Origin of the sequence: Sporosarcina sp. ACRSM (assembly GCF_022346545.1) — a bacterium.
In the GTDB taxonomy this organism is placed as follows: domain Bacteria; phylum Bacillota; class Bacilli; order Bacillales_A; family Planococcaceae; genus Sporosarcina.
The window spans coordinates 233,840-259,795 of the sequence record NZ_JAKRNU010000007.1; the positions used below are offsets into that span (position 1 = coordinate 233,840).

The window sequence follows — 25,956 nt, forward strand, 5'->3', positions numbered from 1 at the left end:
TCATTCACACATTATTTTTTCAAATTATAAAATGTTTTCGCACCTAGGTATTGTGCTGTATCATCCAATTGGTCTTCGATGCGGAGCAATTGGTTGTATTTTGCAACGCGGTCTGTACGAGATGGCGCACCTGTCTTGATTTGACCAGCGTTTGTTGCCACTGCAATGTCAGCGATTGTCGTATCTTCCGATTCACCTGAACGGTGGGAGATGACTGCTGTGTAGCCTGCGCGTTTCGCCATTTCGATCGCATCGAATGTTTCTGTCAATGTACCGATTTGGTTCACTTTGATGAGGATCGAGTTGCCGATGCCTTCTTCGATTCCGCGTGCCAATTTTTCTGTATTTGTTACGAACAAGTCATCGCCGACTAGTTGAACCTTGTTGCCAAGACGTTCTGTCAGCAATTTGTGACCTGCCCAGTCGTTTTCATCCAAACCGTCTTCGATGGAAACGATCGGATATTTCTCACAAAGCTCGGCATACCAATCGACCATTTCTTCGGAAGTTTTCACGATGCCTTCGCCTGCAAGATTGTAAGTACCTTCTTCTTTGTTATAAAACTCGGATGAAGCAACGTCCATCGCTAGAAGCACTTCTTCGCCTGGCTTATAGCCCGCTTTTTCAATCGCTTCAATGATCGTAGACAAAGCTTCTTCGTTAGACGCTAAGTTTGGAGCGAATCCGCCCTCATCGCCTACAGCTGTGTTCAAGCCTTTCGCTTGCAATACAGCTTTCAAACTATGGAAAATTTCAGCACCCATACGGAGACCGTGACGGAACGATTCCGCGCCTACCGGCATGATCATGAACTCTTGGATATCAACGTTATTATCCGCATGCTCGCCGCCGTTCAGAATGTTCATCATCGGTACTGGCAATTGTTTGGCATTGACGCCGCCAAGGTATTGGTAAAGTGGGATATCCAAATAATCTGCTGCTGCACGTGCAACCGCCATGGACACACCTAGGATTGCATTGGCACCCAAGTTCCCTTTGTTTGGTGTACCATCAAGTTGGATCAGCGCTTTGTCGATCGAAATTTGGTCGAGGACGGAATAGTCTTCTTCCAATTGATCGGCAATGACTTCATTAACATGATTCACTGCTTTTAAAACGCCTTTTCCTAAATAGCGATCTTGATCGCCGTCGCGCAGTTCGACTGCCTCATATTCCCCCGTTGAAGCACCGGATGGAACGATCGCTCGCCCGAACGCACCGCTTTCTGTGAATACTTCTACCTCAACAGTTGGATTCCCACGTGAATCAAGCACTTCTCTTGCCTGGATAACTGAAATAATTGGCATGTTTGTCTCCCCTTTTAAAATAATGGTTTACCGGTCATTTCAACCGGTTGTTCGAGCTGCAATAATTTTAGCATTGTTGGTGCAAGGTCTGCGAGTATTCCACCTTCACGCAATTCAACATCCGGGTCTGTCACGATGACAGGGACAGGATTTGTCGTGTGAGCGGTCATCGGTGCACCGTCTGTCGTCGTCACTTCATCCGCATTGCCATGGTCGGCAGTCACAATGGCCTTGCCGCCTTTTGCCGTCAATGCATCGATGATTTTTCCTAGACAGAGATCGACGGTTTCAATCGCCTTGATCGTCGGTTCCAGCATGCCGCTATGACCGACCATATCCGGGTTCGCAAAGTTCAAAATGATCGCATCATACCGATCTTCTTGAATCCCTTCGATCAATGCGTCCGTCACTTCAAATGCACTCATTTCCGGCTTCAGATCATACGTTGCCACTTTTGGAGAGGCGATCAGAATCCGGTCTTCCCCTTCAAATTTCTCTTCCCGTCCACCACTCATGAAAAAGGTGACATGCGGGTATTTCTCGGTTTCCGCGATGCGCAATTGCGTCAATCCTTTGCGAGAGATCACTTCACCGAGCGTGTTTTCCAGATTTTCATTGCCATAGGCGATATCTGCAGCCACTTCATCACTATAATGTGTGAACGTGACAAATTTCAAGTCCGTAAATTTTTTCTCTCCGGGATCAAAACCGTCAAACGCAGGATCCGTGAAGACACGGGATAACTGGATGGCACGATCCGGACGGAAGTTGAAGAAGATGATTGCATCCCCATCTTCCACCGTTGCCACCGGTTTTCCAAGCTCCTCGATGATGAACGGCACAACAAACTCGTCATGCACTTCACGTTCATAAGAGGCGAGAACGCCCGCAGTCGGTGTGGCAGCAGTGAGTCCAACCCCATCGACAATGGCGCGGTACGCTTTTTCAACCCGCTCCCAACGCTTATCCCGGTCCATCGCATAATAACGGCCGGATATGCTGGCAAACTTCCCGACGCCAAGCTCTTGCATGACCTTTTCTGTCTGTTCGATATAATTGAGGGCGGTCTGCGGCCCAACGTCACGCCCGTCCAAAAATCCATGGATGTACACTTTTTCAATGCCATTCAATTTGGCAAGTCGGAGCAATGCAAACAGATGCTCATAATGGCTATGTACGCCGCCATCGGACAGCAATCCCATGACATGAAGCGCGGATTGACGTTCTTTCGCATGGGTAACTGCGCGAAGGAGCGCTTCATTGTCAAAAAAGTCCGCTTCCCGGATTGACTTATTGATACGCGTTAAGCTTTGATAGACGATGCGGCCGGCTCCGATATTCAAATGGCCCACTTCTGAGTTTCCCATCTGTCCTTCAGGAAGACCTACCTCTTCGCCACACGCTGTCAATGTGGTGTGGGGATAATTATCCCATAACAGTTCATAATTCGGCTTATTCGCTTGAGCAACCGCATTGCCAAGCCGCTCATCCCGGAGGCCAAAGCCATCCAAAATGATGAGCGCTACAGGACTTTTACTCATGTGCGCCCGCCTCTAGCAACTGCAAATAGGAAGCTGGCTCCAAGCTTGCGCCGCCGACTAGCGCACCATCGATATGGTCCATGGAGAGGAGTTCCTTAATATTACCCGGCTTGACGCTGCCGCCGTATTGAATGCGGATGTGATCTGCCACGTCTGCATTGTACACTTCAGCAATGGTCGCACGGATTGCACCGCATACTTCATTCGCATCTTCCGCAGTCGCTGTTTTTCCGGTTCCGATTGCCCAAATCGGTTCATACGCAATGACTGCTGTTTTTGCTAAGTCTTCGCTAATTCCTTCAAAAGCTTGTTTCACTTGGTTCGCGACAAGTTCCACCGTTTTTCCACTTTCACGTTCTTCCAACGATTCTCCGACACAAACGATTGGTGTTAATCGATGGTTGAATGCAGCCTGGACTTTCCGATTGACGGCTACATCCGTTTCATTGAAATATTGACGGCGTTCCGAGTGGCCAAGAACGACATAATCGACTCCGACAGAAGCCAGCATCGCCGGGCTCACTTCACCCGTGTAAGCCCCTTCATCCACCTCGTGCATCGTTTGGGCGCCTATCCCGATAGATGACCCATTTGTCAACTGGACAAGTTCAGGTAAATATAATGCAGGTGCGCAAATAACTGCTTCTAAGTTGTCTGATACAGGTGCTTTTCCAAGTACTTCTTTCGTAAAGCTTCTAGCCTCTTCAGCTGTCTTATACATTTTCCAGTTTCCTGCAATGATTCGTTTTCGCAAATCGATTCCCTCCACTCAGTTATCGTTCAATGCTGTAACGCCCGGTAATGCCTTCCCTTCCATAAACTCAAGGGATGCACCCCCGCCAGTTGAAATGTGATCCATCTGATCAGCGACACCGAACTTTTCTACAGCGGCTGCCGAATCTCCGCCACCGATCACTGTGTAGCCTTCCGTTTCCGCCATCGCCTGTGCGACACGTTTAGTTCCGCCAGCAAATGGTTCCATTTCAAATACACCCATCGGTCCATTCCAAATGATCAATTTCGATTCTTTAATCACTTTCGCGTACAATTCAGCCGTCTCCGTTCCGATATCGAGGCCTTGCCAATCCGCCGGAATGGCGTCGACTTTCACGACTTTCGTTTGAGCATCTAGCGCAAAATTATCTGCAACGACCGTGTCGATTGGCAAATACAAGTTCACGCCTTTATCTTTCGCCTTTTGGATGAATGATTTCGCCAAATCAATTTTATCTTCTTCAAGCAAGGATTTTCCAATTTCATAGCCTTGTGCTTTCAGGAATGTGTAGGACAATCCACCACCAATGATCAAGTTGTCCACTTTATCCAACAGATGATCGATGACATCGATCTTGTCTTTCACTTTCGCGCCTCCGATAATCGCTGTGAAAGGGCGCTCGGGCGTGGATAACGCCTTGCCGAGTACATCCAACTCTTTTTCCAGCAGGAATCCCGATACGGCCGGGATATGTTCCGCAATGCCTGCAGTCGATGCGTGCGCCCGGTGCGCAGCGCCGAATGCATCATTGACAAACACATCTGCAAGTGATGCAAATTGTTTCGCCAACTCCGCATCATTCTTTTCTTCCCCAGGATGGAACCGAACATTTTCAAGCAGGACAATATCGCCATTCTTCATAGTTGAAATGGCGTTTTCCACTTCTTCCCCGATAGATGTATCGAGTTTCGTCACCGGCTTTCCAAGCAACTCTGCCAGTTTTTCACCTGCTGCTGTGAGTCGCATATCGTCCTTCACTTCGCCTTTCGGTCGACCAAGATGACTTGCAAGGATAACTTTCGCGCCTTGTTCCGTCAAATAAGTGATCGTCGGGATCGCCGCACGAACCCGTGTATCATCCGTCACTTTCCCTTCTTCCATCGGAACATTAAAATCCACCCGGCAAAAAACTCGTTTTCCTTCCAGTTGCAAATCCTTCATCGTCTTTTTAGACTTCATGAAAATGCACACCTCCAAATGATTATCCAATACGCTAAGACGTGTACCCGTCAAACGCATTCATTTCAAATAGAAAAGAATCTATCTGAATCGCATAATAAAAGAAGGAACGGGGTAATCCCCGTTCCTTTACCCAACCCCATTATAAGCGGTATTGCTGTTTGTGGCTATATTTAACTTAATTTGCTGAATTGTGTCGGATGTTGTCACGGTCTGACTGCGATTATAGGCCTTTGCGGTACATATGAAGCGCTAGGTCGATACAACGTGCAGAGTATGCTGATTCATTGTCATACCAAGAAATGACTTTTACCATATTGTTTTCAAGGACCATTGTGGAAAGGCCATCCACTGTTGAAGAAGATGTATTGCCATTGTAATCCCTAGAAACGAGCGGCAATTCATTGTAGTAAAGAACGCCTTGCAATTCATTGTCCGCTGCTTGTTTAAACGCATTGTTCACGTCTTCCTTCGTCACTTCTTTGTCGAGCTCAGCAACGAAGTCCACAAGTGACACGTTCGGAGTCGGTACGCGGACAGCCATGCCATCCAGTTTTCCTTTCAATGCTGGGATGACTTTCGTTACAGCAGAAGCTGCGCCTGTCGTTGTCGGAATCATGCTTTCGGCAGCTGCACGTGCACGTCTGTAATCAGAATGCGGCAAATCCAAAATGCGTTGATCGTTCGTGTAAGAGTGAACCGTCGTCATCAATCCGCGTTTCACACCAAATTGTTCGTGAAGCACTTTGACAACCGGTGCAAGACAGTTTGTCGTACAAGATGCGTTCGATACGATATCGTCTTTTGCAGGATCATAGTTCTCATGGTTGACACCCATCACAAGTGTCGTAATATCGTCTTTTGCTGGAGCGGACAAGATGACTTTTTTCGCGCCGGCTTCAAGGTGTTTGCTCAATCCCGCTTTGTTGGTAAATACACCTGTTGAATCGACTACAACGTCAACGCCAAGCTCGCCCCAAGGCAATGCTGCTGGATCTTTTTCTGCATAGACTTTCACTTTTTTGCCGTCGACAACAAGTGTGTCATTATCTGCGCTTACTTCGCCTTCATAGACGCCATGGACAGAGTCATATTTCAAAAGATGTGCAAGCATCGCTGCATCCGTCAAGTCGTTGACAGCTACGATTTCAATTTCCTGTTGTTTCATAGCTTCCCGGAATACTTTACGTCCAATTCGTCCAAATCCATTAATCGCAAGTTTTAATGTCATAATAAAATCCCTCCGCGTTTTTTTATGTCGTTAACTGTAATCAAATCTATCTTCAATTTAATTTATTCCCTGATAAGGTCAGTGCCAATCCATCCCACTATGGGTTGATCAAGATTTTCAGCATTTCATTGGCTGCCCCTTCGTCCGTGATCAATATCGACTGTTTAGGCGCACTGGCCATATATGCCAATATCGCTTCCGCCTTACTGCCTCCACCTGCCACTGAAAGGATGAGTGGAATTCTTTCCAGCTGGGACGTCTGGATGCCAATCGTCCGAATGCGGTGTACGATATTCCCTTGGCTGTCAAAATAATAGCCGAATGCTTCCCCTTTTGCCCCTTGATCCGAAAGCATTTGCCTTTCTTCATCCGCTGTATTCCGCAAAGTGGCCATCGTTTGGGCATCACCGATTCCATGGAGTACGCAATCCGTGGTTTCATAAAGATCGAGCATCTTCAGGACGGACGGCTCTTTCTGGAACGCCTCGTGTGCTTCCTGGCTCAAGGATTCCGGATAGTAGAAGGTATTATAGGAACCGCCGCATGCTTTGGCGAATGAGGCTGCAATGACATTTGCCTGCAAGCCGATATCGTCACCGACACCACCGCGTGCTGCGATGAACAGTAAGTCATCAGCGTTGCTTTGGGCTATATACTGTGGAATCGACGCTACGGTACTACCACCTGTAACGGCGACAATTTTACCTTCACCTATATTAGCAATGAACTGTTTAGCCGCTTCCATACCGAGTAAACTTTTGGAAGTGGTGTCAGTGTCACAATTCCCGCTCACCACATGGACAGCCCGAATGCCTAACATCTCCGTCAGCTTCTTGCCCAATATCGTGCGTCCAGACCAATCATCCATCACCGATTCAAGCACTTGGTATACCCGATTTCCTTCCGCAGTGATTGAAGTCCCCTTTTTCTCAATAAGAATAAGGTTTTGCGCTTTTAGCAACTCCATCATCGTGCGTGTTTCCCGCTCCGATAGACCCGCCATCTGACCGATTGTCCGTCGCCCGATTGGACCTGCCATCTTGACAAACTTCAATATCCGGTATCTTTGTTGCATTAATTCCATCATTTCAGGCACAAGCTTACTTTGTGCTTCCATCACCGCGTCCAATGGTAGCCCTCCTTCAAACTTCTTGGACATTTTACGTCCCACCATATAATAAAACGTCCCACATAGGGCAAAAAAATATACTTTTCGTACATAGTATATGCTCTTTTTCTTAAAAGTTCAAACATAAAGAACTGTGCTTTATAATATTTCGACGATATCCGCGTAGCCGATCGAGCCGAATAACAGCACTTCCCCATCCTTTTCAATAACCGGAATCATTAGCATATATTTTTCATGACTGGCATCATCCGTTTCAATATCCACTGTTGTCCATGTCAACGGAAAGTCTTCCTGCACAAGCTTTAACATTAATTCCGCCTCGTCACAAAGATGACAGCCCGGTTTTGTATAGAATGTCACATGCATTTCCGAACACCTCTTCATTTTTCATCCATCTCCCTACAGTATAATGAAAAAACGGACGGATGCACAGTAGATTGCCCGCGCATGCCGTCCGTTTTGAAGTTTCATGTCCAGTTTGATTCACCAACCGCGGCCTGCTCCACCACCACCGCCGGAACCTCCGCCGCCAGTGAAGCCGCCTCCGCCTCCGAAACCGCCACCAAATCCACCGCCACTTCCTCCACCAAAGGAGCCTGGGAAGAAAATCGGACCGCTGCCCCTTCCGCGGTAACGACCGGAACCTCCCCCACCACCTCTTCCGCCGCCATTACGACCGATGCGAAACAGAATGTAGATGATGATGAGAACGATAATCGGAAACGGGATGCCAAAATTCGAATCACTATTTTGTTGATCCGGGACTGTTACCGGAGCGATTTCGCCGTCCCAGTTGTATTCTGCAGCAATTTCATTGTAAAACGCTTTATAGGCCTCCATGATGGCCCTATCAGGCTGTTCTTGCTCGAGGTAAGGGTATGCCAGTTGATCAATGATCCTGCCGATTTTTCCGTCCGGAAGCGCACCTTCCAAACCGTAACCTGTCGTCAGGAAGAATTCACGTCTGCCGCTTTCACCCTTTACAGTCGTGACAACTAACAAGGCACCGTTATTTTCCTCCTGCTTGCCTAATTGATATGCCCGCAACGCTTTCGTCGCAAAAGTATCGATTGCTTCATTACCGATAGTGGGTAACGTCAATACTGCCAATTCAGCCCCTGTCGCATCGTTTAACTGCTGACCGTAACGATTGAGTTCTTCTTTTTGTTCCGATGACAAGACATTTGCATGATCTTGTACATAGTAATCATATGGATCCCAAGGTGGGACGTCAGCTGCCCATACTGTGATCGGATGATAAGCGAAGCAGAGTAAACAGATTGTTGCTGCGATGCGGACAGCTTGGCGCCTCACTTCCCATCCTCTCCGAAGTCCACTTTCGGTGCCTCATTTGCAGCAGCATCGGCTTTGAAATATTCTTTTTCTTCAAATTCAAAAACGGTCGCCACGATCTTCCCCGGGAAACGCTTCACTTGCCGGTTGTACGTCGCGACTTCGTTATTATAATCTTGTCTCGCCACACCAATCCGGTTTTCCGTTCCTGACAGTTCATCCATTAGTTGGCGGAAATTTGCATCGGCTTTCAACTCGGGATAATTTTCAACGACAACAAGAAGCCTGCTCAACGCACCAGACAACGCCGCATCCGCATCCGCCTGCTCTTCCGGCCCCTGCGCTCCCGCCAACCTTGATCGGGCATCCGCAATATCGCCAAGCACTTCCTTCTCATGACCCGCAAACCCTTTCACCGTATTCACCAAATTGGGTATCAAATCAAGTCTGCGCTGCAGCTGATTCTCCACTTGTGCATACGCCTGATCCACATTCTCCTCCTGCGTCACAAACTTGTTATAGCTCGGGACAAACAGAATACCGAGAACGACCAAAAGTATGACAATCCCGGCAATCGGTCCAAGTACTTTTCGCATGACATCACGCTTCCTTTCATGTTCATCTATTTACCCTATTCATTCACGTCATAAAACTTTTTGGACACTTACTATATGCCGTACAAGCCCACGAGTAGTTTCACCATTTCGTTTGGGAAATAAATCGAGTAGGAGGCTAACCATTAGTTGATTAGCCGACCTCTCACACCACCGTACGTACCGTTCGGTATACGGCGGTTCAATCTTTTAAGTATCTTTGCTCATATAGTTGGGACATATCTTTTAGTCCCCACTTTATGAGTTTTTCTTTTGTTATTGCACGATGCAAGATTTTAGTACTCGAAGTGCGCCAGTATCCCTTTCGGGAATTTGCTTGTTTGATGGCATCCTCATGATCGATGCCATATTTACGAAGCATTGCGTATCTCGTACGGACTTTCTTCCACCTTTTCCAGACGATTTGCCTAAGTCGATGATTTAACCATTGCTGGGTTTCCAGAATGAAGGCCTTCATTCTGCTTATTCCGTAGTAGTTAATCCATCCCACCGTAATCTGATTAATCTCTTTAATGATGTCCGAAAATGTACCGGATCGTTTGCGGATCGTTGCTTTCCTCAGTTTGTTTTTGAATCGTTGTTTTGCCGACTTGCTTGGTCGGCATCCAACTTTCCCATGAGGTTTTGAATATTAAACCCAAGAAACGTTGCCGAAGTTGCTCCGCAGACTTTACTCTTTTCCTGATTGATAAAGAGTTTTAAATCTTTTTCGATGAATTGGGTGACGCTTTCCATCACTCGTTCCCCCGCACGTTTACTTTTGACATAAATGACGAAGTCATCTGCGTACCGAATAAATCGATGTTCCCTCTTTTCCAGTTCTCTGTCTAATTTATTCAAGTAGACATTCGCAAGAATGGGAGAAAGTGGTCCACCTTGCGGCGCCCCTTCTGTTGTTTCGATATAGATATCTTTATCAAGAATACCTGATCGGAGAAATTTCCAGACCAGTTTCAGAATAATCTTATCTGATATGAACTCCTCCAAGTACGCATGTACTCTCTGATGGTGTATCGTATCGAAATAACTCTTTAGGTCACAATCCACTACGACTCGGTATCCTTCTTGGTAGTACTGCTCTGCCAGCTTTATGGCTTGATGCGCATCCCTGCCTTTTCGGAAACCAAAACTGTTCTCCGAGAATTCCGGGTCAATGATTGGTTCAATGACCTGTAGGATAGCTTGTTGTACTACCCTATCCAGAACTGTCGGGATTCCCAAGTTTCTTTTGGACCCATCAGATTTTGGTATGGCAACTCGTTTGACTGGTTGAGGTTGGTAGGTACCGTCCTTCAACTTCCTTTTGAGTGGTTTGAAGTATTTTTCCATGTGCTCTTTTAGTTGATAAACGGTAATACCATCAATACCGGGAGCACCTTTGTTACTTCTTACTTTTCTGTATGCACTCCAAAGGTTGCCATCTGCAATAACTTTGTCGATTAAATTGATACCATCTTGTTCTTTCATATCCATGTCGACATCCCTGCGCACTCCTATGTACCTTTCGGTTTCCAACCTATCTCTCCATAGGTAGCCATCTATCGGTTTTTTACCACGATGTTTTCTGCGTTTCGGCGGTGATGTCTACACCTCCCTGTTTTCCAAGATTTAAGATTGTTCCACCCTTCATTTCCGTAAGGAAACTACTATGGTTTCTGCTGACTTCTCACGATAAATCTTATTTCAACCGAGTTTCCACTCGTCCGCGAGACCTCCCCGGGTAAGAGCTATAACCTTCCTCCCATGTAACTGCTGTATTTACTGTATGGAACTTGTGCAGTATTGGACTTCGTTATGTTTTGCAAACTCGTCCATTCCAATTCAGCCTTATATACAGTTTCTGTCCGTCAGTTCGGGATTTTGCCGCCGGCTTCCTTCAGATTCCACCTCACGGTGGACACCCTTGCCTTAAGCTAACAGTTCCTACTGCCAAGCCTGTAGTGGACTTTCACCACCAAGTTATAGCCCATGCCGGGCACACAAAAATATCTGCAAACTCATTATGAGCTTGCAGATAAGATCCACCTTTTTCGGGGGCGTTTCGGGTGGAGTGTCACCGGCCTGCGTATTAAAGTCAGTTGCGATTACCCCTGCAACTGGGCCCGTTCGTCTATTTTCCTAGTTAATCGTCTTTGTCATCTTTATCGTTATCATCTCGTTGTCTTGCACGGGCTTCTCCGCCTTTACGGCCCGCTTCTTCTAGACTTATTTTTCCATCATCATTATCGTCACTTTGTCTAGCTCGGGCTTCTCCACCTTTTTTCCCGATCTTCTGGTAAAATTCTTTATCGTGGTTTTCAGCCGTTGCTTCCCCGCCTTTTCGTCCGATTTCTTCGTAAAACTCTCTTCCATGATTCGCAGCGGTCGCTTCTCCACCTTTACGTCCTGCTTCTTCCACTGTCATACTACCCTCATTGTTTTGGTTGCGTTCGTCCTTGTTATTCTTAGCCATAAATAATTCCTCCTCCATATTTTTGTTAATTGTTGCCTATTCATGTACTTCCACTTCTTCGCATTCTTAAACATTAGCGGATTCATAAAATCAGACTTTATGTTTTTCTGGAAGTCTAAATGGTAATACTGCAAACAAGGACTTTACTTCAAAAGAAAGGGTGAATCGTTTGCTTGGAAAGCCATGGATCGCTACACAAAAATGGCAAGAAATTTTATTTTTACACTGGCCGATTCCGGCAGATATTCTGCGTAAGCATATCCCTTCGGAACTAGAGTTGGATTTATTTGATGGACATGCTTGGATCGGTTTTGTTTTTTTCAAAGCAAAAGGTACGCGTCCCCGATTTATGGCACCCATACCTGGTCTCACTTCCTATTTAGAATTAAATGTTAGAACCTACGTAACTTTTAATGGCAGATCAGGTGTATATTTTTTTAATTTGGACGCAAATAGTAAATTGGCTGTATTCCTTGCAAAGATCGGCAATTTCCTTCCCTATCGACTTGCAAGCATGTCCTTGGCGAATTCTAGTGGAAGGTATGTTTCCAAAAGTATTCAAAAACATAGGCATCAGGAGGCAGAATTACTCGACTTGTCTTATGAAGTAATCCCTGGAGTAATTTCACGGAATGATCTTGAATATTGGCTAACGGAACGGTATTGTTTGTGGACGAAACCTAAAGAGAAGCTATTGCGTGTGGATATCGAGCATTCACCGTGGAAGCTCCATTATGTTCGGGGTAAAATTCATCATAACTCAATGGCTCAATTTGTTAATGGTCATCTCCAACGCCTACAACCTTTCGCTCACTATTCTACGATGAAAAAAGTTCGTTTCTTTTTTCCTGTATCGAATTAATTCCCAACGGCTTAAAAATTGTTCAACAGACAAGTACGTTTGTTGATGGTAAGGGTCCTTTTTCCTGATCTTCGAAATCAGCTTGTCGTCCTTCATATGATCGAAACCATTTAAGCCATTTTCGATCGCGCCATCTGAATGAGTTTGCCCTCTTGGAATGGTTTGCGGCTTGACATGGTTGGCAACACTTAGAATATCGTTCAAAAGCGCTGATAAAATTTGGTTTTATTTTATGATCAGTTATAAAGAGTTAACGCAGATGACAGCAACATTTGAAATAGAAAAACCCGCCATTGAATGAACAATGACGGGTAAATTCCTCGTACGGTATGCCCTCGACGGGAGTCGAACCCATATTTCAAGCTTCGGAGGCTTGCGTGCTATCCATTGCACCACGAGGACTCTATAGAACCTGCTTTAGCAGACAAGATTCATTATACTAGTGTATTGCAATCTTTGCAACCCTAAAATAAAAGTCGTTATATTTGACCTTTGTTGACCATACTATGTATGATAAAGTTACAGTTAGAACGTGAAAGCGTTTTGACAGGCTGACTAAACTATCCACCTTGAAGGAGGAAATGAAATGAATCTAATACCTACAGTAATCGAACAAACAAGCCGTGGGGAGCGTGCCTACGACATCTATTCCCGTCTGTTGAAAGACCGGATCATCATGCTCGGAAGCGGGATCGATGACAATGTTGCGAACTCCATCGTAGCACAACTTCTGTTCTTGGAAGCGGAAGACCCTGAAAAAGATATCTCCATCTACGTCAACAGCCCAGGCGGAAGCATCACAGCCGGAATGGCGATTTACGACACTATGCAATTCATCAAGCCAGACATTCAAACAATCTGTATCGGAATGGCGGCTTCAATGGGTTCATTCCTTCTTGCAGCAGGAACAAAAGGAAAGCGTTACGCACTCCCGAACGCAGAAGTGATGATTCACCAACCACTTGGTGGTGCACAAGGTCAAGCAACAGAAATCGAAATCGCAGCCAAACGCATTCTCTTCTTGCGTGAAAAACTAAACGGTATCCTTTCTGAGCGTACTGGCCAACCGATTGAAGTCATCGCCAAAGACACAGACCGCGACAACTTCATGACAGCTGAACGTGCAAAAGAATATGGCCTCATTGACCATATCATCACACGTAGCGATATGAAAGAAAGTACAAAATAATAGTGCTAGAAGCCGACCTGATTGGGTCGGCTTTTTACATGGGAGGGGTTGATTTTAAGTGGTGTTTGGTGGTGGCTTTAAGCTTAAGTCGGGTGATTTTGAGCGCGTGGAGCATTGCTTTGGGCATATGCGCCACGCGGAGAGGACTTTGAACGTATGCGTGGCACTTTGAGCGCGTGGGGAGGGCTTTGATCACTTGGAGGATACTTTGAGCGCGCGGAGAGGGCTTTGATCACTTGGGGGACGCTTTGAGCGCGCGGGGATGGGCTTTGATCACTTGGAGGATACTTTGACCGCGCGGAGAGGGCTTTGATCACTTGGAGGATACTTTGACCGCGCGGAGAGGGCTTTGATCACTTGGGGGACGCTTTGAGCGCGCGGGGATGGGCTTTGATCACTTGGAGGATACTTTGACCGCGCGGAGAGGGCTTTGATCACTTGGGGGACGCTTTGAGCGCAAGCGAAGTACTATGAGCACGTAGTAGCTTCTTTGAGCGCTGGCGAAGCCCTTTGAGCGTGCAGGCCACTCCTTTAAGCAATAACAAAGTCTCCTTGAGCGCAACCTCTTCTTCATTCAAAAAACCATTCCATTCCCAACAAAAAAACCATCTCACATGTCGCTGGACAATTGGAGACGGTTTGTCTGATTAGTTTTCATTTTCGACCAGTGTTGCGAGCGAGTCAAGCGCTTGTTCTTCGTCCACGCCTTCTGCGATCAACGTCACGGTTGTGCCGCGGGCGATGGCAAGGCTCATGACGCCCATGATGCTTTTAGCATTCACTTGCCGTTGCTCTTTTTCCAAAAAGATATCGGATGTAAAGCGATTGGCTTCTTGCACGAATAATGCGGCTTGTCTAGCTTGCAAACCGGTCTTCATCTTTACTTCAACTGTTTTTTCCGCCATAGAGTTACCCTCTCCTGTCTTCTTATCGGATTCCGATTCCTCCACTACGGAGGTTTTCTGCGATTTCTTCAATTTTTCTGAGGCGATGATTGACACCTGATTTACTTACGGTAGCACCCGATACCAATTCGCCTAGTTCTTTTAACGTAATGTCTTGGTTTTCCACCCGGAGCCGAGCGATTTCTTGTAGTCTGTCCGGTAACTGGTCCAGTCCAATCGTTTTTTCAATGAATTTAATATTTTCCACTTGACGCTGTGCTGCACCGATCGTTTTATTCAAATTGGCTGTTTCACAATTGACGAGACGGTTTACACTGTTACGCATATCGCGTACAATCCGGACATCTTCAAATTTCATCAATGACACATGCGCCCCGACAATACTTAGGAAGTCCGAAATTTTTTCGGCTTCTTTCAAGTAAGTGATGTAGCCTTTCTTGCGCTCGATCGCTTTTGCATTCAAGTGGTATTTATTCATCAGTTCCACAAGCGCTTCACTATGTTCCTTGTAAATCGAAAATATTTCTAAGTGGTATGAGGACGTTTCCGGATTATTGACGGAACCGCCGGCTAAAAACGCTCCGCGCAAATAGGCACGCTGGCAACATTTTTTTCGGACCAACTCTTTGGAAATCTCATTTTTAAATTGAAAGGTGCCCGTCAAAATGAGTAAGTCTTCCAGAAGTGGTTTTGCCCCATCTCGTATCCGGCAAATATAGACGTTGTTTTTCTTCAATCTCATCTTTTTTCGGACGAGCAGCTCCACCTTGTAATTATATAATATTTTCAGATTGGAGTATAACCTTCTTGCAATTGCAGCGTTTTCAGTTTGCACATCCAGGCTCAATTGCTTATTTGAAAAAGACAGCACACCGTTCATTCTGATAAATGCAGCGACCTCTGCCTTTGTACAGCATTTTTCCACTTCCATTTGCGTCAACTCTTTTTTGACTTCAGAAGCAAAAGACATGATTCTTCCCCTTTCTCGGCGACGATCACGTCCGTTCCGTCGTTATCGCATTTTCCATATATTCCATTAACCACTTTGCCACTTTTTCGGAATCATGCAACATATTTTTCCCGATCCTCACCCCAATATCTTTGACGACGATATGGGGAACAAGTTGCTGTAATGTTTCAATATCATTTTCAACTTGCCAAGGGGGACCTTCCGATTCTCCGTTGCCCGATGTGACCGACAAATCGGTTCCATTCAACAAAATGGTGTCGATAAACGGCTCGCCCGCGTGGTCATACAACGCTTGCACATGTTCTGACGCCGTGTAGCGATACGTTTCGCCTGCTTGCGTCGCCAAGTTGTTAATATACACCTTTTTCGCCTCACATGCCAGTACGGCTTGACGTATGGCAGGGACAAGGATCGTCGGCAATATACTCGTATACAGACTCCCGGGCCCAAAAATGATTAGATCTGCGGCTTTGATTGTCTTGACCGTTTCCGGCAACGGGTCGACTTCCTGAGGGGAGATGAATACGCGACGTATTTTATGTCCGTAAACAGGGATTTTCGATTCGCCTGTTATGATTGAACCATCTTCCAGTTCCGCATGCAACGTAATCCGTTGATTTGCCGCTGGAAGAACTTTCCCTTTGATATTCAGCACCCGGCTCATCTGCTCGACCGCCCGGGCAAAATCTCCGGTGATATCCGTCATCGCTGCCAGAATCAAGTTCCCAAGCGAATGACCTTTCAAATCTTCAGCCGTTTGAAAACGGTATTGAAACATCTGTTCAATCAGCGGTTCGACATCTGAAAGCGCTGCCATCACCTTACGGACATCTCCTGGTGGTGGAATATCGTATTCACCAAGAAGCCTGCCCGAACTCCCTCCGTCATCCGCTACGGTCACGACTGCGGTCAAATCGATCGGGTATTGTTTCAACCCGCGCAGTATGGTAGACAATCCGGTCCCGCCACCGAAAACGACGATTTTCTTCAACTCCCCGGATCGTGACATAGCGTCAATCCTTTCTCTTCTCAATATCCCGATGGGTGATGAATGTCCGGTATTCCTCTTTGAACCGTCCCCCGAAAAATTCGGCAAGTGTAACAGAACGATGCTGGCCTCCCGTACACCCGAATGCAATGACCACTTGGGATTTTCCTTCGTTTTTATATTGCGGAATAAGAAATTTAAACAAGTCCGTCAATTTGTCAATGAGCATTTGTGTATCGTTCCACTTTAGTACATAATCATAGACTTCTTTCTCTAAGCCTGTCTTCGGTTTCAATTCTTGGATGTAGAAAGGATTTGGCAGGAAACGCACGTCAAAGACGACATCCGCGTCGATCGGCATTCCATGCTTAAAACCGAACGACATGAAATTCAGCGTAAAACTGATATCCTCTTGCGTAGAGAATTCCGCTATGATCTTTTCCCGTAAAGCTCTTGGCTTCAAATTGGATGTATTGATGATGGTACGGGCACGGCCCCTCATCTCGGATAACAGCAAGCGCTCCTTCTGGATCCCTTCAAGTGGCAAACCACCTTCAGCCAGCGGGTGCGAACGCCTCGTTTCTTTATAGCGTCTGACAAGTGTCTCATCTTCCGCATCGAGAAATAAAATCCGGGATGATACGCCTTCCATCCGCAACAAATTATCGAGCGCACCGATCAAGGAGTCGAATAAGTCCCCTCCCCGCGTATCCATAACGGCAGCAATCCGCCTCATACGATTTTCAGATTTCATCATCAAATCAAGAAATGTAACGAGTAATTCCGGAGGCAGATTATCGATACAATAGAAACCTAAGTCTTCAAAACTTTGCATCGCAACCGTCTTGCCGGCCCCGGACATCCCTGTAATAATGACAATTTCCACATCGCTATTCGGTGCCTCAACTTCCGTCATTCCCATCACCTTCCATTGAGTTCTGAATTGTTTCCTTCAACAGCTTGAACTCCCCGGTATAATGAAATGTCCCATATTGTACACCTTGCTGAGAAACCGCAAAAAGGAGATTCGTCCGGTCTCCTTCCGCCATCGGCAATGTCTCCAAACTTGCCACAGGATGCCATTCGAGCACCCCTTCGACTGTCGTTTCAAACGGTTCGCCGGAAAGGTCATGCGCGACAAACGTATAGAGCATCCATTCATTGATCACATGCTCGCCCGTCCCATCGGTAATCACCATCGTATAGACGCCCTTCAAATGCGGATCAATCGGAAATGCACCGGTTTCTTCGGTAAATTCCCGAACTGCCGTTTCATAAATCGACTCGCCAGGATCCATTTTTCCGCCTGGAGCCACATACCAACCGCGTCGGGGCTTTTTTAACAATAAAACCTGATCGTCTTTGACGACGAGTAAATTTACGATTCTTTGCATTTGGATACCCTCACCTTTTCGTATACCCTTATCTTTTAATATGCATAGTACTAGTATACATCGTAGCCACGTAAAACGACATAAAAAAAGCCTTAAAGTTCTGTCAAGGTTTGTATTCTTTGTAACCTTTTGCTTATCTACGATAAAAAGGACTGTCTCCCCGGAATTTCCGGGGAGGCAGCCTAAAAAAATTATTTTATCAAAAGGGGGGTCAATTGATAGCTTTAGCATACCTTAACGATGTTGCAAACGCGTTACATTCACATTAAAGATATATTAAATCCTTCAAGCTTCAGGTACCAATGACTCCATTAATTCCTCGACATATTTCTGTACGGCTTGTGCAGCAATACTGCCGTCGCCAGTAGCTGTTACGACTTGGCGCAATAATTTTTCACGAACATCTCCTGCCGCAAAAATTCCCGGCACGGAAGTTTCCATAATTTCATTCGTTTCGATATAGCCATTTTCATTGAGGATACCCAATGTTTTAAACGGTGCTGTCAATGGATTCATACCGATATAGACGAACATGCCATCCGCTTCAAATTCTCTTTCAGAACCATCCACTGTCGATACAAGCGTAACAGAACCGACTTTCCCATTATGCTCATTCACTTTTTTCACAGTCGAATTCCAGATGAAGTCGATTTTGTCATTGGCAAACGCACGATCTTGCAAAATCTTTTGGGCGCGCAATTCATCACGTCTGTGGACGATGGTCACTTTATCCGCGAAGCGTGTTAAATAAGCTCCTTCTTCAACTGCCGAGTCGCCTCCGCCTACTACGACGAGCTCTTTCTTGCGGAAGAACGCACCGTCACAGACTGCACAATAACTTACACCGCGGCCAGTCAACTCATCTTCTCCCGGGATGCCCATCTTTTTATATTCTGCGCCTGTTGCGATAATAATCGCACGTGCTTTATATTCTTTCGATCCGACGACAATCGTTTTATAACTTTTTCCATCAATTACTTCCGTTACATCGCCGTAAGCATATTCTGCACCGAATTTTTTAGCATGATCAAACATTTTCGTTGAAAGTTCAGGACCTAAGATCGTTTCAAATCCCGGATAATTCTCGATATCTTCCGTATTCGCCATCTGACCACCCGGTACACCGCGTTCCAACATTAATGTCGACAAATTTGCGCGGGATGTATAAACTGCAGCCGTCATGCCCGCAGGACCTGCACCAATAATAATGACATCATAGATTTTCTCGGTTGTCATATAAATTTTCCTCCTTGACTAACAATCCTTTTCGTCCCGACACCATTCCAAGTTTGTGACATCCGCCGGAAACCGGATTGAATCAGCTCTACTAAAAGGGTATAAGAATGATGAAAACCGTTCAACTTATTTGCTTATGCATCCGATGTATCACTTTTCAAAATGTGGAAGAAACTCGAACAACTCACCGACATATTTTGTGAGCGTCGGTACTGAAATCCCGAATTCCTGGGCAATGCCCGTTTTTGTCACATTTGAATACCGTGAAGACTGGAACATATAGACAGCAGCGGCAGCAATCGCGACAGGGTTCCGGAATGGATAAGAACGGCTGAGCGCATTTTCGCAAATTGTGAACCACATTTGGAAAAGATGGGTCGCTTGTTTATCCAACGGGCGATGCTTGCCATATAATAACTCAGTCGTTTCAAGCGCACGCACAAAGGATTGGTCGAAAGTGGTTTGCGGCATGAATTCATAGTCCAAGCTATTTGCTAAAAATAACTGTTCCAATGGACTTAGCTTTTCCACTTCGATATAGGAAGGATGTGAAATAATCTCCTGCTTATGCCCCGATTTTCCAAGGAGATAAAAACCGAACATCCTTTCACTCCGATAGTCGTTTTGAATTTTCCCCATGATAAATTCCCTGTTTTGTTCCAATGAATCCGCATCGATATCATTTTGCACACCAAGCCATGGCTCATACCCGGCTTTGGTCGGATCCAAAGCAACTAAATGCGCATACGCTTCCCGGGCCACCTCTTCGTGTCCGGAAAAATAAGCCGAATGAGAAAGCCAGAAATAATAACCGGTATCTCCGGTAAAGCCGCGTTTCATAAGACTTCTAAGCCAGTTGTACGCCTCTTTATGCTTACCGACAAGGGCGAATGTAGCGCCCAGTTTAAAACGATGCTCATATTGATAAGGCTTGATCTTCAACAGGAATTCCAATAGATCGGCCAGCTCTTCTTCCCTTTTTTCGTAATAATAAAAAACAGCTAAATTGCACAGAGCATGGATATTCCCTTTGTCACGCTCCAGCACTTCATAAAGCAACTCGCTAGCACGTTTAGTCTTCCCGATATAGAAATACGCCAATGCCAAATTATTGTACGCCGCCCACAATTCGGGATTTTCTGCAATAATCGACTCGAAAATCTCTACCGCGCCATCAAAATCCCCCGACTCCATGAGACGTCTTGCTTTCTCCTGTAAGTAGAAGACTTCTCCTTCAGACATTTCATCGCTAGCATTAGCCAATTCTTCCTGCTCCACAAAATCAATGATTTCCATCGCCTCATCCGCCAAAGAACCATGAGGATCAAGGTGTATGTACTGTTCCGCATACTTCTTGGCCTCCTGCAACATGCTGAGATGGGCATGCACTTCCGCCAAATAATAAATAGTATCCGCTTCGTCCGGATCGAGTACATGAGCTTTGCTTAACAGATCAAGCGCCTCGTCGAACTCCCCTTCCTCCATGAGCGCTACACCATATTGCATGATGATTTTCGGGTTTTCAGGGCTCAGCTCTGCTGCTCTTTTCAAGTACTTATCGGCATCTTCAAAACGATCACGCTGCATCGCTTGCATCGCTTTATGAAAATAAAATTCACCATCTGGTATAAACGAAATGATTTTTTTATCACGTAATTTATGTTTTTTGTCCAATCATATTCCCCCGAAAAAAGAAGAAGGAACGTACGATACGCCCCTTCTCGTATTGTTGCCTATTATAGCATAAGTTACACGATTGCTATCCGTTTTCTCGCATTCCCTTTTGACGCTCTTTCATCTGTTGCGCCGTAAAAATGATTTTTACGGGGTTTCCGCCTGCGAAAACCCCCGGCGGAATATCGCAATTCACAAGTGAAGCCGCGGAAATAATCGCACCGTCACCGATCTGCACACCCGGTAGAATGGTCGTATTGGCACCAATCAATACATTTTTTCCGATCTCCACATCGCCGACCCGGTACTCATCAATCAAGTACTCATGAGCCAATATCGTCGTGTTGAATCCGATAATGGAGTTGTCCCCGACCTTTATCCGTTCCGGATACATCGTATCAGGCATCACCATCAAGGCAAAGGATGTCTTCTCACCGACTTTCATTTTCAAAAAGGTACGGTATAAGAAATTCTTCATCGGCAGAAAGGGTGTATACCTTGCTAATTGAATGACTGCAAAGTTTTTCACCACTTTGAAGAACGGTACGGTCTGATACATATGCCATAGCGAGTTCGCTCCACCCTTCGCCGGATAGCGCTCCGTACGTCTCATTTTTCTTCTCCCCGGATCAATTCCAGCAGGTCGGAAATATGGTGCAACATATAATCAGGTCCGAATGTTTGCAAATGGTGCTCCCCTTTTGCAGACCAAGCAACGCCGGCCGTCCGGACACCCGCATTTTGGCCTCCTTCGATATCATGGAAGTTGTCCCCGACCATCAAAGCTTCCTCTCTGTCCGCTTCTAGCTTTTCGAGCGCAAGCAAGATCGGTTCCGGATCAGGCTTCGTACGCTTGACATCATCAAATCCGATGATGACATCGAAGACACCTTCCACATCCAGAAGCGCCAATCCTTTCTCAATCATGTCGTTCCGCTTTGTGGACACAATCGCCATTTTCATTCCTGCCGCCTTCAACAAACGCATCGTTTCAGACACACCATCGAATTCCTTCGCCAGCTCATCGTGCATGGACGTATTCCATGCACGATATTCGGCGATCAGTTCCTCCGTCTTTTCAGGGTCAATGGATCCGAATGTTTCATGCAAAGTCGGTCCAAGAAACGGTAACAGATCCTTCCGCTCATATTTTCCCGGATAGTGATTACCAAGAACTGTTTGGAAAGTCTGGATGATCAATTCGTTCGTATCGAGCAATGTGCCATCAAAATCAAAAAGCAATGTTGTAATCGGTTTAGGCATTCGTTATCGGAACCTCCTTTCCTTTCTGTTGCTCACTCCGTTTCCAAATGTAGGCGACGACGATGGTCAAGACAAATGCTGTGATGATGCGAATGAGCAATAAAGGCAAGACCGGAATGCCGAGCGGGATGAAAATAAGCGTGTCTTCAATGACCGCATGACAGGCCACGAGGAAGATAAAGACAAGCGTTGCATCCTTTTTACTCACACCGTCCTCTTGAACAGCTTGGATCATAATACCCGCTCCATATGCAAGCCCGATCGTTAAGCCGGCAACCAATGTCAACGAAGCGTTCGGCTGTATACCGATCACTTTTGTTAAAGGGGCGAGCTTCTCCGAAAACTTCTGCAAGTAATGGCGATCTTTTAAAAATTGAACGACAATCATCAGGGGTATGACGATGATTGCGAGCTGCAGCACCCCAAACGATGCCTTTTGCACCCCTAACAAAGCGATTTCCAGCCAGCCGTCCGGAATGATTTCAGTTTTAGGCGCCATTCCATACCGCGCAATTTCCCCGCCGCCAGACCAGACTAGGTTAATGATGATGCCTGATAGTGCTGCAAGTCCGAGCCGTACAACGAGCACAACCCATAGCTTGACCCCCACTTTCAGCGCAACCCCTGTTTCAATGAACAAGTTATGTGAGAATGACAGCATCACCGCGATGATAAATACTTCTTTCACCGTTAAGTCGAGCGATAATATGCCCGCAATCCCAGCAAATAAATTGAGCCCATTTCCAAGAACTAAAGGAATGGCCGCTTCGCCGCTCAATCCGAAGATCCCCATGAAAGGGGCGATCAGTTCAATGATCCAAGGTAAGACAGGCGTATGCTGTAAAATGACGACAAGAATCGTAATCGGGAAAATGACTTTCCCCAGTGTCCATGTTGTTTTCAATCCTGCCTTTAATCCATTTTGTAACGTTCCCAATCTTTTACTACTCCTTTTTATTTATCTTGATAAGTGACATCTATCTTCTGGACATAGCGCCTTACAATAAAAATGGCAAGTGCCACGACAATTGCGACGACGGAGACAAGTTGCGCCGCCCTTAATTCTCCGATGACATATAAGCTATCGGTGCGCATCCCTTCGATGAAGAAACGACCTGCCGAATACCAGGCGAGATAAAACAAAAACATCTCACCGCGTTTTAACGGCACTTTTCGAAATAAAAGAATAATGATCAAGCCAACGATATTCCAAGTTGACTCATACAGGAATGTCGGATGATACGTCACACCTTCAATCGTCATCTGCTGCATAATCCAATCCGGAATAATGGTCGTTTCCAAAAACTTTTCTGAAACAGGTCCACCGTGCGCTTCCTGATTCATGAAGTTGCCCCAACGTCCAATAATTTGCCCGATCAGCAAACCTGCCGCGGCAATATCAACCGTTTTCCAAAAGGAGATGCCTTTTCGTTTCGTATAGACATAAGTGGTGATGAAGGCTCCGATTAGCGCCCCGTGAATGGCGATTCCGCCTTCCCAAATCCGAATGATCTGTTCCGGGTGATCTTTATAAAAATCCCATGAAAAGATGACATAATAGATCCGCGCACTAATAATGGAAATCGGCACAGCCCAGATCAGCAAATCCGTCAAAAAGTCCTGATGCATCCCACGTTTCACCATCTCTTTTTGCACGACGATGAACGCCAGTACGATACCAAGAGCAATCAGAATGCCATACCACCGAACTTCGAATGGTCCGAGCTCAAATGCGATCGGGTTCATAGCTAGCAATGCAAACATAAATTAACCGTTCCTTTCCATATTAGGGACTTGTGCATTTTGGTCAATCGCTGCATCTAATTTTTTTGTAAATTCTTCCGCAGCGTTAACACCTAGTCGTTTCATACGATAATCCATAGCAGCCACTTCAATAATGACAGACAAGTTACGTCCTGGTCGAACCGGCACAGTGAGCTTCGTCAATTCGGAATCCATGATTTTGATTTTTTCATCATCGATACCAAGTCGATCGTACACTTTGTTTTCATCCCATACTTCCAAATCGACGACGATTAAAATCCGCTTATCACTTTTCACTGCGCTGGCCCCAAACAACGTCATCATATCTACAATGCCGACCCCACGGATTTCCAGCATATGTTCAAGTAATTTCGGTGCATTGCCGATGAGAACATTTTTGGCCACTTGGCGAATTTCCACGAGATCATCCGCCACAAGACGATGACCCCTCTTCACCAATTCAAGCGCAATCTCGCTTTTTCCAACACCACTTTTGCCTGTTATTAAGATGCCGATGCCGTACACATCGACGAGTACCCCGTGCATGGCAGTCATCGGCGCCAACCTGCCGCTCAAATAATTGGTCAGCATACCAGAAAATCGTGTCGTCGGGACATCCGTTCTCAAGACAGGAATGCCCGTCTTATCGGCTGCTGCTTTCAATTCTACCGGCACATCCATCTCATGTGCCACGATGATGGCAGGCGTGCTCGGTGAACAAAGCCGCTCCATTCGATCTTGTCGCTCCTGTTCAGTCAATCCTGCGAAAAACGATAATTCCGTTTTGCCTAAAAGCTGCACACGATCCTTTAAATAAAAATTGAAATACCCAGCCATCTCCAGACCGGGTCTCGAAATGTCGCTCGTATGTATTTGCCGTTCAATCCCCTTATTACCAGCTGCCAGCTCAAGGAAAAATTTCTCCTGAACATCCCGCACCGTTACAAAAGACATCTGATCGCCCCCCTCTTTCAATCATTCATACACCTATGCCCCATTTTACCACGTCATTTTTCAAATGAAATGATTTAGTATTTGAAATGTCCATTTTCCTCCCCCTTTCTCCTATATAAAAGGCAGGAGGGGAAATAAATGACGAAAATAATGATTGATGCAGGACACGGACCAGAAACAGCTGGCAAACGTTCACCAGACGGAGCTTTACGGGAATTCAACTTTAACCGCGCCGTCGCGGAACTCGTCAAAAAAGAGTTAGCGGCAGAAGGCATTGTGGTCAGTTACGCACATGATGACCAGAAAGACGTTCCACTATCCGAACGGACGCAAAAAGCGAACAAATTGAACGTCGACGCCTTCGTCTCCATTCACGCGAACGCTTATGGGAGTGGGTGGAATAGCGCAAACGGCATCGAAACGTACATCTATCCAACAGCAAGCAAAGGGTCACAACTGTTAGCCGAACTTGCCCAACGTTCCCTCATTACTGCATGCAATCGTGTGGACCGCGGCGTCAAAAAAGGAAACTTCGCAGTGCTGCGCGACACAAAGATGCCCGCCATCTTGATCGAATGCGGCTTCATGACCAACCGGGAAGAAGCGGTATTATTATTGCAACAGACATACCGGAAACAATGCGCCAAAGCCATCACCTTCGCCATTTTGGCTTGGGTGTACCGGGGGAAGAAATAGTTGGATGAGGAAGATAGTTTGGGTGAAGGAAGAGAGGAGTTTGAGCGTGAGAGGCTTTGCTTTGATCACTTGGAGCGCACTTTGAGCGCGCGGGGATGACTTTGATCACTTGGAACTCGCTTTGAGCGCGCGCAAATGTCTTTGATCACTTGGAACTCGCCTTGAGCGCGTGTGAATGACTTTGATCACTTGAAGATCGCTTTGAGCGCGCGGGAAGGACTTTGATCACTTGGAGCTTGCTTTGAGCGCGGGCGAATGACTTTGATCACTTGAAACTCGCTTTGAGCGCGCGCAAATGTCTTTGATCACTTGGAACTCGCTTTGAGCGCGTGTGAATGACTTTGATCACTTGGAACTCGCTTTGAGCGCGCGCAAATGTCTTTGATCACTTGAAACTCGCTTTGAGCGCGGGCGAATGACTTTGATCACTTGAAACTCGCTTTGAGCGCGCGCAAATGTCTTTGATCACTTGAAACTCGCTTTGAGCGCGCGCAAATGTCTTTGATCACTTGAAACTCGCTTTGAGCGCGCGCAAATGTC

General features: G+C 46.1%; 27 protein-coding genes and 1 tRNA gene. 3 read left to right on the forward strand and 25 right to left on the reverse strand.

Annotation, left to right across the window (positions count from 1 at the left end):
• Positions 1-11: 11 nt before the first annotated feature.
• From eno to MHZ95_RS13165, 12 genes are all read right to left on the reverse strand, one after another.
• Complete coding sequence (gene eno, locus MHZ95_RS13115; protein ID WP_239391139.1) at positions 12-1,307, reverse strand: phosphopyruvate hydratase; 1,296 nt, start codon at positions 1,305-1,307, stop codon at positions 12-14.
• A gap of 14 nt (positions 1,308-1,321) precedes the next feature.
• Positions 1,322-2,848, reverse strand: a complete 1,527-nt coding sequence (gpmI, locus tag MHZ95_RS13120; protein ID WP_239391141.1) for a 2,3-bisphosphoglycerate-independent phosphoglycerate mutase — start codon at positions 2,846-2,848, stop codon at positions 1,322-1,324.
• Entirely contained in the window at positions 2,841-3,602 is a 762-nt protein-coding gene (gene tpiA / locus MHZ95_RS13125; RefSeq protein WP_239391143.1) for a triose-phosphate isomerase, read from the reverse strand. The genes gpmI and tpiA overlap by 8 nt, the downstream gene beginning before the upstream one ends.
• A gap of 15 nt (positions 3,603-3,617) precedes the next feature.
• Positions 3,618-4,802: a phosphoglycerate kinase gene (locus MHZ95_RS13130; RefSeq protein WP_239391145.1), complete on the reverse strand. Its 1,185-nt coding sequence runs from the start codon at positions 4,800-4,802 to the stop codon at positions 3,618-3,620.
• Positions 4,803-5,025: 223 nt separating this feature from the next.
• On the reverse strand, positions 5,026-6,033 hold the full coding sequence (gene gap / locus MHZ95_RS13135; RefSeq protein ID WP_239391147.1) for a type I glyceraldehyde-3-phosphate dehydrogenase: 1,008 nt from the start codon (positions 6,031-6,033) through the stop codon (positions 5,026-5,028).
• Between the two features lie 97 nt (positions 6,034-6,130).
• The gene (locus tag MHZ95_RS13140) at positions 6,131-7,153 is read right to left on the reverse strand and encodes a sugar-binding transcriptional regulator (RefSeq protein WP_239391206.1); all 1,023 of its coding nucleotides are present in this window, start codon (positions 7,151-7,153) and stop codon (positions 6,131-6,133) included.
• A 147-nt stretch (positions 7,154-7,300) separates the two neighbouring features.
• The gene (locus MHZ95_RS13145) at positions 7,301-7,528 is read right to left on the reverse strand and encodes a glutaredoxin family protein (RefSeq protein ID WP_239391149.1); all 228 of its coding nucleotides are present in this window, start codon (positions 7,526-7,528) and stop codon (positions 7,301-7,303) included.
• 117 nt (positions 7,529-7,645) lie between these two features.
• Positions 7,646-8,476: a TPM domain-containing protein gene (locus MHZ95_RS13150; RefSeq protein WP_239391150.1), complete on the reverse strand. Its 831-nt coding sequence runs from the start codon at positions 8,474-8,476 to the stop codon at positions 7,646-7,648.
• Positions 8,473-9,051, reverse strand: a complete 579-nt coding sequence (locus MHZ95_RS13155; RefSeq protein WP_239391151.1) for a LemA family protein — start codon at positions 9,049-9,051, stop codon at positions 8,473-8,475. Before MHZ95_RS13155 ends, MHZ95_RS13150 begins: the two co-directional genes overlap by 4 nt.
• A gap of 199 nt (positions 9,052-9,250) precedes the next feature.
• Positions 9,251-9,631, reverse strand: coding sequence for a group II intron maturase-specific domain-containing protein (locus tag MHZ95_RS21005; RefSeq protein ID WP_370643037.1), 381 nt, complete (start codon positions 9,629-9,631; stop codon positions 9,251-9,253).
• Positions 9,628-10,542 carry a group II intron reverse transcriptase/maturase gene (gene ltrA, locus MHZ95_RS13160; protein WP_370643034.1) on the reverse strand — a complete coding sequence of 305 codons (915 nt, stop codon included), beginning with the start codon at positions 10,540-10,542 and terminating at the stop codon, positions 9,628-9,630. Before ltrA ends, MHZ95_RS21005 begins: the two co-directional genes overlap by 4 nt.
• A gap of 649 nt (positions 10,543-11,191) precedes the next feature.
• Positions 11,192-11,521: a KGG domain-containing protein gene (locus tag MHZ95_RS13165; RefSeq protein WP_239391153.1), complete on the reverse strand. Its 330-nt coding sequence runs from the start codon at positions 11,519-11,521 to the stop codon at positions 11,192-11,194.
• A 169-nt stretch (positions 11,522-11,690) separates the two neighbouring features.
• Between MHZ95_RS13165 and MHZ95_RS13170 the strand changes: the two genes are divergently transcribed.
• A complete protein-coding gene (locus tag MHZ95_RS13170) occupies positions 11,691-12,383 on the forward strand; it encodes a YqjF family protein (RefSeq protein WP_239391155.1) in 693 nt (230 codons plus the stop codon).
• Between the two features lie 330 nt (positions 12,384-12,713).
• Here the strand turns inward: MHZ95_RS13170 and MHZ95_RS13175 are convergent.
• Positions 12,714-12,785 (reverse strand) — tRNA-Arg (locus tag MHZ95_RS13175).
• Between the two features lie 184 nt (positions 12,786-12,969).
• On the opposite strand from MHZ95_RS13175, the gene clpP reads away from it, so the two are divergent.
• On the forward strand, positions 12,970-13,572 hold the full coding sequence (clpP, locus tag MHZ95_RS13180; RefSeq protein WP_239391157.1) for an ATP-dependent Clp endopeptidase proteolytic subunit ClpP: 603 nt from the start codon (positions 12,970-12,972) through the stop codon (positions 13,570-13,572).
• 647 nt (positions 13,573-14,219) lie between these two features.
• Here the strand turns inward: clpP and MHZ95_RS13185 are convergent.
• The 12 genes from MHZ95_RS13185 to hprK form a co-directional block, all read right to left on the reverse strand.
• On the reverse strand, positions 14,220-14,477 hold the full coding sequence (locus tag MHZ95_RS13185; RefSeq protein ID WP_239391159.1) for an HPr family phosphocarrier protein: 258 nt from the start codon (positions 14,475-14,477) through the stop codon (positions 14,220-14,222).
• 22 nt (positions 14,478-14,499) lie between these two features.
• On the reverse strand, positions 14,500-15,447 hold the full coding sequence (gene whiA / locus MHZ95_RS13190) for a DNA-binding protein WhiA (RefSeq protein WP_239391161.1): 948 nt from the start codon (positions 15,445-15,447) through the stop codon (positions 14,500-14,502).
• Between the two features lie 25 nt (positions 15,448-15,472).
• Entirely contained in the window at positions 15,473-16,456 is a 984-nt protein-coding gene (locus tag MHZ95_RS13195; RefSeq protein ID WP_239391162.1) for a gluconeogenesis factor YvcK family protein, read from the reverse strand.
• A 4-nt stretch (positions 16,457-16,460) separates the two neighbouring features.
• The gene (gene rapZ / locus MHZ95_RS13200; RefSeq protein ID WP_239391164.1) at positions 16,461-17,351 is read right to left on the reverse strand and encodes an RNase adapter RapZ; all 891 of its coding nucleotides are present in this window, start codon (positions 17,349-17,351) and stop codon (positions 16,461-16,463) included.
• Positions 17,338-17,829, reverse strand: coding sequence for an NUDIX hydrolase (locus MHZ95_RS13205; protein WP_239391166.1), 492 nt, complete (start codon positions 17,827-17,829; stop codon positions 17,338-17,340). The genes rapZ and MHZ95_RS13205 overlap by 14 nt, the downstream gene beginning before the upstream one ends.
• A 285-nt stretch (positions 17,830-18,114) precedes the next feature.
• Entirely contained in the window at positions 18,115-19,065 is a 951-nt protein-coding gene (gene trxB / locus MHZ95_RS13210; protein WP_239391168.1) for a thioredoxin-disulfide reductase, read from the reverse strand.
• Between the two features lie 150 nt (positions 19,066-19,215).
• Positions 19,216-20,739, reverse strand: a complete 1,524-nt coding sequence (locus MHZ95_RS13215; protein WP_239391170.1) for a tetratricopeptide repeat protein — start codon at positions 20,737-20,739, stop codon at positions 19,216-19,218.
• Positions 20,740-20,824: 85 nt separating this feature from the next.
• Positions 20,825-21,352, reverse strand: a complete 528-nt coding sequence (locus MHZ95_RS13220; protein WP_239391172.1) for an acyltransferase — start codon at positions 21,350-21,352, stop codon at positions 20,825-20,827.
• Positions 21,349-22,002 carry a pyrophosphatase PpaX gene (ppaX, locus tag MHZ95_RS13225; RefSeq protein ID WP_239391174.1) on the reverse strand — a complete coding sequence of 218 codons (654 nt, stop codon included), beginning with the start codon at positions 22,000-22,002 and terminating at the stop codon, positions 21,349-21,351. Before ppaX ends, MHZ95_RS13220 begins: the two co-directional genes overlap by 4 nt.
• Positions 21,995-22,939: a nucleoside recognition domain-containing protein gene (locus MHZ95_RS13230; RefSeq protein WP_239391175.1), complete on the reverse strand. Its 945-nt coding sequence runs from the start codon at positions 22,937-22,939 to the stop codon at positions 21,995-21,997. The genes ppaX and MHZ95_RS13230 overlap by 8 nt, the downstream gene beginning before the upstream one ends.
• 17 nt (positions 22,940-22,956) lie before the next feature.
• Complete coding sequence (gene lgt / locus MHZ95_RS13235; RefSeq protein ID WP_239391176.1) at positions 22,957-23,766, reverse strand: prolipoprotein diacylglyceryl transferase; 810 nt, start codon at positions 23,764-23,766, stop codon at positions 22,957-22,959.
• 3 nt (positions 23,767-23,769) lie between these two features.
• Positions 23,770-24,720: an HPr(Ser) kinase/phosphatase gene (gene hprK, locus MHZ95_RS13240; RefSeq protein ID WP_239391178.1), complete on the reverse strand. Its 951-nt coding sequence runs from the start codon at positions 24,718-24,720 to the stop codon at positions 23,770-23,772.
• 138 nt (positions 24,721-24,858) lie between these two features.
• On the opposite strand from hprK, the gene MHZ95_RS13245 reads away from it, so the two are divergent.
• Positions 24,859-25,416, forward strand: coding sequence for an N-acetylmuramoyl-L-alanine amidase (locus tag MHZ95_RS13245; protein ID WP_239391180.1), 558 nt, complete (start codon positions 24,859-24,861; stop codon positions 25,414-25,416).
• The last annotated feature ends 540 nt before the right edge of the window (positions 25,417-25,956 follow it).